We start from the raw sequence: 12,995 nt of genomic DNA, 5'->3' as shown, positions 1-12,995 counted from the left end.
CAGGGCCGGGCGCCGCCGCTGCCGGCCCGGTCTCCCCCGGAGCCGCCGGTCAGGCTCCACGCGAGGACGACGGCGCCCCGTCAGGGCCGACCGGATGGGGTCTGCCCTGACGGGGCCGGAGGCCTCGCCGCCCGTGTCGCTGCGCTCAGGTCGTCGGGCCGTCCTCGGGCGCCGGCGTCGCGGCACCGGTCGGGGCAGCGGTCGCACCGTCGCCGGCCTGAGCGGCGTCGCCCCCGGACTCGTCGGCCGTGCAGCGCAGGCCCTGAGCGGGGAGCTCGCCGGTGAGGAGGTAGGCGTCGACGGCGTCGTTGAGGCAGCTGCTCTGGCGCATGTAGGCGCCGTGGCCCGCGCCCTCGAGAGTGACCAGCCGCCCGGACTCGAGCTGGGAGGCCAGAGCCTGGGACCAGGCGTAGGGGGTGGCGGGGTCACCGGTGACCCCGAGGACGAGGATCGGGGCCGCCCCGGAGGCCGTGATCTTCGCGGGGGTGTGCGTCGCGCTGCGTCCCCATCCCTGGCAGAAGGCCGTGGAGTACCCCAGGCCGTCACCCGTCGTCGGAGCGACCTCCGTGATCCTGGCGGCGTACTCGTCCCACGAGGCGCGGTCTCCCTCGACGGGGTAGTCCAGGCAGCTGACCGCGGAGTACGCCTCCTCGTTGGCGGCCGCCTGGGCCTCCTCCTGGGCGGCGGCCTCGGAGTCACCCCCCTCGGGGGCCGGAGGATCCGTCAGGTCGAGCAGGGCGCTGCCGTCGTGGTCGACCACCGCCGGACGCAGGGCGGCCGTGAGCTGCTCCCAGGTCGAGGAGTCGTACATCGAGTCGACGACGGTGCCCAGGATCGAGTCCCCGTCGACGGTCACGCCCTCGTGCCTGGTCGCAAGAGGGGACTCCTTGGCCTTCTCGATGAGGTCCTTGAGCTGGGCCATGCCCTCATCGACGCTGCCGGTGAAGGGACAGCCCTCGGCCGCCATGCACGAGGCCATGTAGGTGCGGGTGGTCTCCTCGATGGAGGCGGCCTGCTCCAGGGCGCGCTGCTCGAGTCCCAGGGACGGGTCGACGGCGCTGTCCAGGACCATGCGCCCGACGTTGCCGGGGAACAGCTCGGCGTAGCGCGCCCCGAGGTAGGTGCCGTAGGAGACCCCCAGGTAGTTGAGCCTCGGGTCGCCCGAGACACCTCGCAGCACGTCGAGGTCCCGTGCGACCGACTCGGTGTCCATGTGGTCGATGATCCGGGGGACCGGGGAGTTGGTCTCGCAGGCAGCGGCGGCGCTGCGCCCGGACTCGGCGGCCTCCTCCGCGGAGTACTGGCCCTTGTCGACGCTCGCGCACTCCTCCTGGGGCACGAGACCCTGCTGCTTGGCCTCCTCGGCCCTCTCCGCGATCTCCTGCGGGCTCAGGCAGGTCAGAGGCGTCGAGGCCCCCACGCCCCGCGGGTCGAAGCCGACGATGTCGTAGGCCTGCCGCAGCTTGTCCGAGAAGGCGTACTCAGCCTCGGAGACGTAGGCGACGCCGCTGCCCCCGGGGCCGCCGGGGTTGACCAGGAGAGTCCCCATGGGACGGCCGGAGGCGGCGGGCAGCTTCTTGACGGCCAGGTCGATGCTCGGACCGGAGGGGTCGTCGTAGTCGAGGGGGACCTTGACGGTCGCGCAGCGGAAGGGGTCGCCGGACTCAGCGCCCTCACACGCCTTCCAGGACACCTTCTGGCCGTAGAAGCTCTCCAGCCCGGCGGGCACCGGTGCCGGTGTCACCGACGTTGCGGCGGAGGCGCCGCCGGTCGTCGTCGGCTGGGCGGATCCCGCGCCTCCGGCGGCGCAGGCGGACAGGGTCAGGCAGAGTGCGGCGAGCACCGAGGCCGGCGCCACCCACACTCGTCGTCGAGTGGGATTGCTGTGCATGCCCTCGACGGTAGGCCGTCCTCAGCCCGAGCAGATCGGCCACCGGTGGGAAAGGCGGCCAGGCAGGCGCTCGTCCACCGGAAGGAGGGTCGTCCCACCCTGAGACGACCACCCTTCCCATCCTAAGACGACCACCGGTCCCGCACGGGCGGTGGTCGGCGGGCGGGCCACCCGCCGACCGCCGGCCGGGACCGGACGCCGCGCAGCGACCGGTCCCGGGGGCTCAGGCCAGGAGGGACCCGACGTCGCCGACCTCGAGGCCCAGGGCCTGGCCGACACCGGGGGTGAAGAGCGTCCCGTCGTGGGTCGACAGCCCCCTGGCCAGGTCGCGCCGGCGTCGGCAGGCGGCCAGCCAGCCCTGGTCGGCCAGGGCCGTCACGTAGGGCAGGGTCGCGTTGGTCAGGGCGTGGGTCGAGGTGTAGGGCACGGCGCCGGGCATGTTGGCCACGCAGTAGAAGGTCGTCCCCGCCACCTCGTAGGTCGGCTCGGAGTGGGTCGTGGGCCGGGAGTCCTCGAAGCATCCCCCCTGGTCGATGGCGATGTCGACCAGGACGGAACCGGGCCGCATCGTCTCGACCACCTCACGGGTGACCAGGCGCGGGGCGCGGGCACCGGGGACGAGGACGGCGCCGATGACGAGGTCGGCCCCGGCGCAGGCCTGGGCGATGTCCAGCGAGGTCGAGAAGCGGGTGCGGATCGCACCCTGTGAGACCTCCTCGATGTAGCGCATCCGCACCGGGTCGAGATCGAAGACCGTGACGTCGGCTCCCATGCCCACGCTGACCCGTGCCGCGCACAGGCCCGCGGTCCCCCCACCCAGGACGACCACCGTGCCCCGGCGCACCCCCGAGGCCCCGCCCAGGAGGACCCCCGCGCCGCCACGGGGCTTGAGGAGGCTGTCGGCCCCGACCTGCGCGGCCAGCCGTCCGGCGATCTCGGACATGGGCGCCAGCAGCGGCAGCGCACCCGAGTCGGACTCAACGGTCTCGTAGGCGATGGAGGTCACCCGGCGCGCCAGGAGCTCCTCAGTCAGGGCGGGCTCGGCGGCCAGGTGGAGGAAGGTGAAGAGCAGCTGGCCCGGACGCATGCGGGCGTACTCGGGCGCGACAGGCTCCTTGACCTTGAGGATCATCTCCGCGCCGGCCCACAGCTCGTCAGCGTCCTGGACGAGCACGGCGCCCGCCGCCGCGTACTGCTCGTCCGGGATCGCCGAGCCCAGCCCGGCACCGGACTGGACGGACACCTCGTGCCCGCGCTGGGTGAGCGCGTGCACACCGGACGGGGTGATCGCGACGCGAAACTCGTTGTTCTTGATCTCGGTGGGGACGCCAATCCTCATCGTGGCTCTCTCCTTGTCCTCGGTCCTCGGTCCTCGGTGTCCGTGCCGCTGGCGCGTCGGCGCGCTCGTCGGCGGCACGGGGGCTGCGTAGGTGCCCAGGAGAGGTAGGGTACGCGTCACACCGGTGTTGCGCCCGTCATGTCGCGTTGCGTCCGCCCGGACACGTACCGGCCCCCCGCGCCGCGCCCGGGACGGTCGTCCGGGGCGGCGCGGGGGGCCGGTACGCGAATGCGGGTCTGCGGGTCCGTGGGTCGGCGCCCGTGCCTCAGTCCTCGAGCCGGTGGGCCACCCGCTGGGGCACCCTGTCGGCGTCGGGCTCCCCGATAAGGTCGACGGGGACGTCGGAGGAGCGCGAGATGGCGGTCATGGCGTCCCGGGCGACGACCTTGACGCGCTCGCGCCCGCCGCGCCCGCCCTCGACCTCGCCGTAGGCCTCACCGAGCTCGCGCTCGTAGGCGTCGAGAAGCTCCCAGCCCTCCCAGGTGGTGAAGGGGACCTCGCGGTCGGTGAGCAGTGCCATGACAGCGTCGTGACCGGCCTGCGCACCGTCCTGGCGGCCCGAGCCGAGCAGGCCGGCCTGGGCGTCGGCGACGAGGTTGGAGATCGTCTCCTGGGCGTCGGACTTCGTCGAGCCGATGAGGCCGACCGGACCGCGCCGGATCCAGCCGGTGGCGTACACACCGGTCAGGGGCTGACCGTCCTGGTCCAGCACGCGACCGCCCTCGTTGGGCAGGACGTGGCGCTCGTGGTCGAAGGGCAGTCCCTCGATCGGGCTGCCCGCGTAACCCACCGCGCGGTAGACCGCCTGGACCGGCCAGTCACGCGTCTCCCCCGTGCCCGTGACGGTGCCGTCACCGTTGAGGCGGGTGCGCTCGGTGCGCAGCGCGCTCACGTGACCGCCCTCGTCGGTGAGCACCTCCACCGGGGACTGGAAGAGGTGGATGTGGATGGTGCGCGCACCGGTGAGGTCCTCGGGGTCCTGCATGGCGTAGCCCTCGAGGGTCTTGACGACCTGCCGCTGCTGGTTGGAGGAGGCCAGGGCGGCCTGGGAGCCCTCGTCGTACTCGAAGTCCTCCTCGTCGACGGTCACGTTGACGCCGGGCTGCTTGCCGAGCTCGCGCAGCTCCAGGGGGGTGAACTTCACCTGGGCGGGGCCGCGACGCCCGAAGATGTGGACGTCGGTGACCGGGGAGGCGGCCAGGGCCTGCGCGACGTTGCCCGGGATCTCGGTGACGAGCAGGTCCTGGACGTTCTTGGCCAGGACCCGCGCGATGTCCAGGCCCACGTTGCCCACTCCGATGACGGCGACCTCCGAGGCGTTGAGGGGCCAGGTACGCGGGTGGTCGGGGTGGGCGTCGTACCAGGACACGAAGTCGGCGCCGCCGTAGACCTCGGGGGCGTCGATCCCGGGGATGTCCAGGGGGGCGTCGGTGTCGGCGCCGGTGGACAGGATGATGGCGTCGTAGCGCTCGCGCAGCTCGGCCACGGTGATGTCGCGGCCGACCTCGACGTTGCCGATGAGCCGGATGTCACCGCGCTGGAGGATCTTGTACAGGGCGACGATGATCTGCTTGATGCGCGGGTGGTCGGGGGCCACGCCGTACCTCACCAGGCCGTAGGGCGCCGGCAGGCGCTCGAACAGATCGATACAGACCTCCATGCCCGACTTCGAGAGGATGTCCGAGGCGTAGATGCCCGCGGGACCGGCTCCGATGACGGCGACATTCAAAGGACGTGCGTTCACTGCTCTTTCGTTCCTGCTGGGGGACGGGTGGCGCCGCGAGCGGCCCCGGCACGCCGGGGCTCACGGCCCGTTCAGTTTATGGGGCGGTGACCCCTGTCCCCCATGGCATGGGACACATGCCCCACCGTCCTGTCCAGTGAGAGCGCTCCCCATGGCGCCGACTGGACCTGGAGCGGAGAATGTGCGTGCCCGCCCTCGTGCTCAGACCAGGAGCGCTCATGTGCGACCACGCACCGCAGACCACCGCGTTCGGGGCGCTGTCCCGACAGGCGAATCACGATTCGGTCACGTTAGAGTACGAGCCACCACCCACCCCGCAGCGGCGGTGCTGCACTGATCCCGGAGGAGCGAGTTGCCGATGAGACGTCGTGCCTTCCTGTCCCGCGCAGCCCTGGGCGCACTTGTCCTGCCTGTCCTGGCGGCCTGCGGCTCAGGGGCGGGGTCGTCGGACCCTGCGCCGACATCCTCCGGCGCTGGAGGGTCCGGGGCCGGGTCGGTGCCGACCACCCCTCCGACCGCCTTCGGCGAGGCTGCTGACCTGCCGGTGTCGGTCGACGGATCGGGATCGCGCTTCGTCCGGGTGAGCGGACGCTACGCGGCCGGGATCGCCCGCCTGTTCACGGGGGGCGGCTCGGTCATCTTCTACACCGACCTGACGACGACGGACACCCGGGTCGTCACGGTCGACCCCGCGACCGGTCAGTACGCGACGGCGGCCGCCGACGACCCGGCCCCCGCCCAGGACGGGGCCGCCTACTCCCTGACCGCCTCGAGGATCGTGGTCGAGGGCGAGGAGGGCTACGCGCTGGCCGTCCTCGAGGGGCCGGGAACGGCGTCGACCGGGCAGGACTCCGAGCAGCTCACCGAGGAGGACGACTGGGTCTCCGCGGAGGAGACGGAGGCCCAGGAGGGCACGGCCCGGGTCGACCTGCTCAAGATCGCCCTGGCTGACGGCACGGTCACCGCCTCGACCACCCTGTGGGACTCGGGGATCGTCCCCGAGGAGCAGGGGGCGATGGCCGGGCTGCGCCTGTCGACCGACGGGTCGGTGCTCATCGCGCAGTGGGGGACCGACCACATCGCCTCGGTGAGCACCACCGACCTGTCGACCATCGTGTCCGACCCCCAGGACCTCGACGGCTACTTCTCCTCACGGGAGGCCTGCGACTACGTGACCGGCCAGTGGGAGGGCGGCACGCTCATCTCCCTGACCGACGGCGCGGAGGTCGACCCTCCCGGGACGATGACCGTCTCGCGGGTCGTCGGGCACGTCGCCTACGGCGTGACCTGGGACGGGACGGAGGGCCTGGGCGCCTACGACCTGAGCACGGGCACCGAGATCGAGCAGACCGAGCCCATCCCCTCCACCGTCGACCTGACGGTCGACTCGACGTACCACGGCGGCTACCTCGTCACGATCGGCCAGGAGGTCTTCGAGGCGCGCAAGCCCGGCGACCCCGCCCCCGCGGTGACCTGGTCGGCCGACTCCGGCCGGGCCCTGCCGATCTCGGCGACCGTCCTGGACGACGTCCTCTACCTGTGCTTCGAGGACCAGCCCGACACGATCACCCTCATCGACCTGACCACCGGGGCGGACATCACCTCGACCGCCTACCCGTCCCAGTCCGTCGTCGGTGTCAGCCCCCTGGCGGCGGTCGACGAGGAGAACACCGTCATCCTCGCCACCGACTGGCGGTCCTGATCGGGTCGGGCCGCCGGCCCGACCCGCTCCTGCTGGCCCGGCGTGCCGGCGGTCGCGGCGGCCGGAGGGTCAGGCGGCGCGGTCGACGAGCAGCCGCGCGAACTGCTCCATGCTGGCACGCACGAGCCTGACCCGCTGCCGGGCCTCGGCGAGCTCGGCCTCGAGCGCCGCGGCGTCGAGGCCCTCGGCCTCGAGCCGGGCTCTTGTCCCCTCGAGCACGGCCTGCTCGAGGCCCTCAAGCACCTCGACGGCCTCCTCGGCCCAGCTCATCGCCATCTGCCGGGTGCGGGCCAGGACGGGGTGGGTGCGCAGCCGGGCGACGACCTCGGCCAGGACGGCGTCGTCGGTCAGGTCGGCGGTCGACAGGGCCGAGAGGATCGACTGGCCCGCGGCGTCGAGCTCCCCGGCGGCCAGCGCCTGGCGCAGGAGGAGCACGGGCATGGTGTCGACGCCCTCACGCAGGTCCGTCCCCGGTGTCTTGCCCGAGGTGCGGGAGTCGCTCGTCACGTCGAGGCAGTCGTCGGCGAGCTGGTAGGCGACCCCGATCCTCTCCCCGAAGGTCTCCACGATCCGCTCGGTGGCCGCCCCGGCCCCTGAGAGCATGGCGCCGTAGCGGGCCGAGACGGCGATGAGGGAGCCCGTCTTGTCAGCCAGGACCTGGATGTAGTGGGCCACCGGGTCGGTGCCCACGGGCCGCGGCAGCGTCTCGTGGAGCTGGCCCATGCACAGCCGCTCGAAGGTCTTGGCGTGGGCGAGCACCGCCTCGGGCCCCAGTCCCGCCACGAGCTGGGAGGCGCGGGCCACGAGGACGTCCCCGGTGAGGATCGCCGCGGAGTTGCCCCAGACCGTCTGGGCGCTCGGCGCCCCCCGGCGCAGGGGGGCGTCATCCATGACGTCGTCGTGGTAGAGGGTCGCAATATGGGTGAGCTCAACGGCCACGCCCGCGTCCCGTACGGCCTCCCCGACCGCCAGGGCCGGGTCGCCGAGCTGGGCGGTCAGGAGGGTCAGGACCGGGCGCAGACGCTTGCCCCCGGCCTCGGCCAGGTGGGAGGTCGGCGGGTTGATGGTCTCGTCGGCGTTGCTGACGACCTCCAGCAGGCGCGTCTCGACGGCCTCGAGGGCAGGCACGATCCGCCCCTCGAGCTCTGGGGCGTGCAGTGGCAGCGATCCGATCACGGCACGAGCATAACGGCGTGACCCAGCGTGGTCAGAAGCGCCTCCGGCGCCACACCCAGGCCGATCGTCGCGACGGCCGCCAGGACGATCGCCACCGCCGACAGGCCGGTGGAGGACACGACGACGACACGCCCCTGAGTGGGGTCACGGAAGAACATGAGGACGATGAGCCGCGCGTAGAAGAAGGCGGTGACGGCCGAGGACACGACCGCGGCGACGACCAGCCACACCGCTCCCCCGCTCGCCCCCGCGACGAACAGGTCGAACTTGGCCACGAAGCCGGCCGTCAGGGGGATGCCCGCGAAGGACAGGAGGAAGACCGTCATCGCCCCGGCCAGCCACGGGTTGGTGCGCCCCAGCCCGGCGAAGGACTCCAGGTCGGTGGCCTCGGCCCCCGGGGCCCCGTCGTGGTCTGCCCGCACGAGCGCGACGACGCCGAAGGCGCCCAGGGTCGCGACCCCGTAGACGAGGGCGTAGAGGAGCAGGGCGTGGATGCCTCGCGCGTCCAGCGCGATGACGCCGATGAGCATGTGCCCGGCGTGGGCGATGGCCGAGTAGGCGAGCATGCGCTTGACGTCACCCTGCACGACGCCGACGACGGTGCCCACAGCCATGGTGAGCACGGCCACGCTCCACAGGAAGGGCGCCATGTCCCAGCCGAGGTTGCCCCCCACGACGTAGTAGAAGCGCACGAGGGCCAGGAAGGCGGCGGCCTTGACCCCGGCGGCCATGAAGCCGGTGACCGGGGTGGGGGCGCCCTGGTAGACGTCGGGGCTCCACGCGTGGAAGGGCACGGCGGCGATCTTGAACAGCAGCCCGATGGTCACCAGCGCCGTGCCCGCCAGGACGAGCCGGTCCGTGCCGGCCGCCGTGCCCTCCTGGAGGACCTGGGCGATGACGGCGTAGGACACCGAGCCGGAGTACCCGTACAGGAGGGCGGCACCCATGAGCAGGAAGGCCGAGGCGAAGGCGCCCAGGACGAAGTACTTGAGTGCGGCCTCCTGGCTGAGCAGGCGGCGGTGGCGGGCCAGGGCGGCCATGACGTACAGAGGCAGGGAGACCAGCTCGAGGACGACGAACAGGGCGATGAGGTCGCTCACCATGCCGAAGAGCATCATGCCCCCCAGGGAGAGCATCGTCAGCGGGAGCACCTCGGTCGAGGTCCAGCCCGCGTGGAGCGACTCGGTCTCCTCCGCCGATCCCGGACGGTCAGCGCCCTGAGCAGCGAAGGCCCCGTCCCCGGCCGAGGTGCGGTCGGCGATGACGAGCACGGCGAGCAGCCCGATGACGAGCAGCACGCCCTGCGCGGCCACGCCGAAGGGGTCCTCGTTGATGCCCGTGGTCAGGGCGGAGCCGGTGCCGGCCGAGACCTTGACCCAGCGGTCGCTCAGGGCGACGCCCGCGGCCAGGACGGCTCCCAGGGCGAGCACCGTCTGAGTGGTCAGGCGGCTGCGGCGGGGCACGAGGGCCTCGAGGAGGACGCCGAGGACCCCTGCGCCCAGGACGAGCAGGACCGGTGTGAGTCCGGCCCAGGTGATGGTCGGGGCGGTGAAGCTCACTGGGGGTTCCCTTCCGTGACGGTGGGGGCGGGTGCTGGCTCAGGGGAGTCCGCGGCCGGCGCCGCCCCGGAGACCTCGGCGACCTGCGCGCCGACCGGGTCGAGGACCCCGGTCAGGACGGCCGGCGCCAGGCCCAGGACGAGCATGGCGGCGATGACCGGGACCAGGACGAGCCTCTCGCGGCCGTCGAGGTCCGGGGAGCCGACGCGCTCGGGGGCCGGCGCGCCGGTGAAGACCCGCTGGTAGGGCAGGAGCAGGTAGACCGCGGCGATGACGACCCCGGCCAGGGCGATGAGGCCGACGACGACCGACTCCGAGAACGTGCCGGTCAGCACCATCCACTCCGGCACGAAGCCCGACAGCCCCGGCAGGGCGATCGAGGCCAGGCCGGACACGAGGAAGGTCCCGGCCACCAGGGGCATGACCCTGGCCAGGCCGCCGAGCTCGCGGATCGCCACCGTTCCGGTGCGCCGCGCCATGAAGCCGGTGACGAGGAAGAGCCCGGCGATCGACAGGCCGTGGGCGACCATGTAGACCATCGCGCCGGTGGCCGCCACCTCGTTGCCGATGAAGATGCCCAGCACCATGAAGCCGAAGTGGCTGATCGAGGTGTAGGCGATGAGCCGGTAGAGGTTGTCCTGGCCGATGGCCGCCAGCCCGCCGTAGACGATCCCCACGAGGGCCAGGACGATGACCACCGGCGCGGCCCAGGTCGTGACCTGCGGGAACAGCGGCAGGACGAGGGCGATCATCCCGTAGGTGCCGATCTTGTCGAGTACGCCGATGAGCAGCACCGAGGTCCCGGGGGTCGCCTGCTCGGCGGTGTCGGGCAGCCAGGTGTGCACCGGCACCATCGGCGCCTTGATGGCGAAGGCCACGAGGAAGGAGACGAAGATCCACCTGCTCGCGCCGGTCGAGGCGCTCAGTCCCGCGGCCAGGGAGTCGATGAGGTAGTTCGTCTCGCCGCCGGGTCCGTAGACGAACAGCGCGACGACCCCCACGAGCATGACGAGCCCGCCCGCCAGGGAGTACAGGAGGAACTTGAGGGCCGCCCGCCTGCGGTCGGGTCCGCCGAAGCGGCCGATGAGGAAGTACACGGGCACGAGCATGGCCTCGAAGCACACGTAGAACACGAAGACGTCGCGGGCGCTGAACAGGATGACGACAAGCGACTCCAGGACCAGGACGAGGATGGTGAACAGGCCCTGGCGCTCCGCCGCGACCTCCCCCCAGCTGGCCAGCAGCACGAGGGGGGTGAGGAAGACCGTGAGCAGGACCATGGCCAGCCCCAGGCCGTTGACGCCCAGCGCCCACGACACCCCGAGGGAGGGGATCCACGCCCGCGTCTGGGCCAGCTGGACCGTGCCCCCGGCGTCGAGGTCGAACAGGGTCAGGGCCCACACGCCCGCCGCGAGCGCGGCCACGGAGAACAGGAGGCCGACGGCTCGGGCCCGGGCGCGCAGCGGGGGCAGCACCCACAGGAGCAGCGCCCCGGTCAGGGGGACGAGCGCCGTGATGGTGAGCACGGGGAGGTCTGCGGTGATGGACTGCATATGGGGTCGTGTCCTCTCAGTACCTGCTGGCCAGGACGGCGATGAGGGCAAGGACCACTCCGGCCAGCATGTAGCCGGCGTAGGAGCGCACGAAGCCGGACTCGGTGCGGCGCACGAGCCTGCCCAGGCCCGCGGTCGCCCGGGCGAGCCCCTCGACCGCGCCGTCGACGACGTGGCGGTCGCTCACGGTGGTGGCGACGACGAGGCCCTGCCCGGGGCGCATGGCCAGCGCCTCGTTGACCGCGTCCTGGTAGAGGTCGTGGCGGGTGGCCTCGACCAGGGCGTTGCCGGGCTGGACGACGACCGGCACCTCGCGCCGGGCGTACATGACCCAGGCGCTCAGGGCGCCGAGGACGACCAGCGCGAGGGTCAGGCCCATGATGACCGGCACCGCCAGCACCGGCTCGTGGTGCTCGACGTGCCCGGTCACCGGCTCGAGCCAGGTGACGAAGGCGTCACCGGAGGCGAGCAGGCCGCCCAGTCCCACCGAGAAGACCGACAGGATGATGAGCGGTGCGGTCATGAGCCACCCCGACTCGTGGGGGTGGACCTCGCCCTCGATGTCCGAGGCGGTGGTCCAGCGCGGTGAGCCGTGGAAGATCATGAAGAACAGGCGAGACATGTAGAAGGCGGTCAGGCCCGCGCCCAGGAGCGCGACGGTCCCCAGGATCCACGGGCGCAGGCCCTGGCCGACGAAGGCCGCCTCGATGATGAGGTCCTTGGACCAGAAGCCGGAGAAGGGCGGGACGCCCAGGATCGCGAGCCAGCCGATGCCCATCGTCACCCAGGTCACCCTCATCGCCGTGCGCAGGGCGCCGAAGCGGCGCATGTCGACCTGGTCCCCCATGGCGTGCATGACCGACCCGGCTGCCAGGAACAGCTGGGCCTTGAAGAAGCCGTGGGTGAGCAGGTGGAAGATCGCGACCGCGTAGCCGACCGGCCCCAGGCCGGCGCCGAGCATCATGTAGCCGAGCTGGCTCATCGTCGAGGCGGCCAGGACCTTCTTCATGTCGTCCTTCGCGCTTCCGATGACCGCCCCCAGGACGAGGGTGAGGGCTCCGACGACCGCCACGGCCGTCTGAGCCGTGGGGGCCCCCTCGAGGACCGGGGCCGAGCGCACCATGAGGTAGACGCCGGCGGTGACCATCGTCGCGGCGTGGATGAGTGCGGACACCGGCGTCGGGCCGGCCATCGCGTCGCCGAGCCACGCCTGGAGCGGGAACTGGGCGGACTTGCCGCAGGCGGCCAGCAGGAGGAAGAAGCCCATGGCGGTCAGCCACCCCGTGGAGATCGCCGAGTCGCCGGCGGCGGGCAGCACGGCGTCGAAGGCCACCGACCCGACCTGGGAGACCATGGCCATCATGGCGGCCAGGAGGCCCAGGTCACCGACCCGGTTCATGATGAAGGCCTTCTTGGCGGCCGTGGCGTTCTCCCGGCTCGTGGCGCGCACCGCGCTGTCGTCCTCGGCGTCAGCGGTGTTCCAGAACCCGATGAGCAGGTAGGAGGCCAGGCCCACGCCCTCCCAGCCGATGAACAGCGCGATGTAGGAGTCGCCCAGGACCAGGGTGAGCATCGCGGCCACGAAGAGGTTGAGGTAGGCGAAGAAGCGGCGCCTGTCCCGGTCGTGGGCCATGTAGGCGACCGAGTACAGGTGGATGAGTGACCCCACGACCGTGACGAGGGCGACGAAGGTGAGCGACAGCGGGTCCAGGCGCAGCCCGAGGTCCACCGTGAGGTCCCCTGCGGCGAACCAGCGCCACAGGTGCACCGACAGGACCCGCTCATCGGGGTCGGTGCCCAGGACCTGGAGGAGGATGACGGTGCCCAGGACCGCGCTGAAGACGGAGGCGGCCACCGCCAGCCAGTGCCCCCAGCGGTCCGAGGCGCGCCCGGTGAGCAGGAGCAGGGCGGCGCTCGCCGCGGGCACCGCGATGAGCAGCCAGGACAGTGCTGCGGCGCCTGTGGCGGGGGTGACGGCCGCAGCGGAGGCGTCGGCCGCGGCGGCCAGGGTCAGAGGCGTTGAGGTCATGG

At 72.3% G+C, this 12,995-nt stretch carries 8 protein-coding genes; 1 reads left to right on the top strand and 7 read right to left on the bottom strand.

All coding sequences use genetic code 11. From position 1 onward, the window contains the following. Positions 1–145 precede the first annotated feature (145 nt). The 3 genes from EL245_RS11435 to EL245_RS11425 all read right to left on the bottom strand — a co-directional run bounded on the left by EL245_RS11435 (position 146) and on the right by EL245_RS11425 (position 4,974). Positions 146–1,891: an alpha/beta hydrolase gene (locus tag EL245_RS11435; protein ID WP_232009751.1), complete on the bottom strand. Its 1,746-nt coding sequence runs from the start codon at positions 1,889–1,891 to the stop codon at positions 146–148. A 223-nt stretch (positions 1,892–2,114) separates the two neighbouring features. After that, positions 2,115–3,230 carry an alanine dehydrogenase gene (gene ald / locus EL245_RS11430; RefSeq protein ID WP_126383261.1) on the bottom strand — a complete coding sequence of 372 codons (1,116 nt, stop codon included), beginning with the start codon at positions 3,228–3,230 and terminating at the stop codon, positions 2,115–2,117. 265 nt (positions 3,231–3,495) lie between these two features. Beyond that, positions 3,496–4,974: an FAD-dependent oxidoreductase gene (locus tag EL245_RS11425; protein ID WP_126383259.1), complete on the bottom strand. Its 1,479-nt coding sequence runs from the start codon at positions 4,972–4,974 to the stop codon at positions 3,496–3,498. Positions 4,975–5,332: 358 nt separating this feature from the next. On the opposite strand from EL245_RS11425, the gene EL245_RS11420 reads away from it, so the two are divergent. Further along, positions 5,333–6,676, top strand: a complete 1,344-nt coding sequence (locus EL245_RS11420) for an LVIVD repeat-containing protein (RefSeq protein ID WP_126383257.1) — start codon at positions 5,333–5,335, stop codon at positions 6,674–6,676. Positions 6,677–6,745: 69 nt separating this feature from the next. On the opposite strand, the gene EL245_RS11415 is transcribed toward EL245_RS11420, so the two are convergent. The 4 genes from EL245_RS11415 to nuoL are packed head-to-tail and all read right to left on the bottom strand — an operon-like array spanning position 6,746 to position 12,993. Then, the gene (locus tag EL245_RS11415; RefSeq protein WP_126383255.1) at positions 6,746–7,852 is read right to left on the bottom strand and encodes a polyprenyl synthetase family protein; all 1,107 of its coding nucleotides are present in this window, start codon (positions 7,850–7,852) and stop codon (positions 6,746–6,748) included. Beyond that, positions 7,849–9,411 (bottom strand): NADH-quinone oxidoreductase subunit NuoN, encoded by a 1,563-nt coding sequence (gene nuoN, locus EL245_RS11410; RefSeq protein ID WP_126383253.1) that lies wholly within the window; start codon positions 9,409–9,411, stop codon positions 7,849–7,851. The genes EL245_RS11415 and nuoN overlap by 4 nt, the downstream gene beginning before the upstream one ends. Beyond that, entirely contained in the window at positions 9,408–10,964 is a 1,557-nt protein-coding gene (locus EL245_RS11405; protein ID WP_126383251.1) for a complex I subunit 4 family protein, read from the bottom strand. Before EL245_RS11405 ends, nuoN begins: the two co-directional genes overlap by 4 nt. A gap of 16 nt (positions 10,965–10,980) precedes the next feature. Next, positions 10,981–12,993, bottom strand: a complete 2,013-nt coding sequence (gene nuoL, locus EL245_RS11400) for an NADH-quinone oxidoreductase subunit L (RefSeq protein WP_126383249.1) — start codon at positions 12,991–12,993, stop codon at positions 10,981–10,983. Positions 12,994–12,995 lie beyond the last annotated feature (2 nt).

Source organism: Actinomyces howellii (assembly GCF_900637165.1).
Classification (GTDB): Bacteria; Actinomycetota; Actinomycetes; order Actinomycetales; family Actinomycetaceae; genus Actinomyces; species Actinomyces howellii.
The sequence above is the reverse complement of the archived record's forward strand: the minus strand, read 5'-3'. Positions and strand labels throughout refer to the sequence as shown.

Excerpts from the sequence above, each read along its gene's own strand:
- nuoL (WP_126383249.1), bottom strand. The coding sequence starts at position 12,993 with ATGACCTCAACGCCTCTGACCCTGGCCGCCGCGGCCGACGCCTCCGCT.
- EL245_RS11435 (WP_232009751.1), bottom strand. The coding sequence starts at position 1,891 with ATGCACAGCAATCCCACTCGACGACGAGTGTGGGTGGCGCCGGCCTCG.
- ald (WP_126383261.1), bottom strand. The coding sequence starts at position 3,230 with ATGAGGATTGGCGTCCCCACCGAGATCAAGAACAACGAGTTTCGCGTC.
- EL245_RS11420 (WP_126383257.1), top strand. The coding sequence starts at position 5,333 with ATGAGACGTCGTGCCTTCCTGTCCCGCGCAGCCCTGGGCGCACTTGTC.
- EL245_RS11405 (WP_126383251.1), bottom strand. The coding sequence starts at position 10,964 with ATGCAGTCCATCACCGCAGACCTCCCCGTGCTCACCATCACGGCGCTC.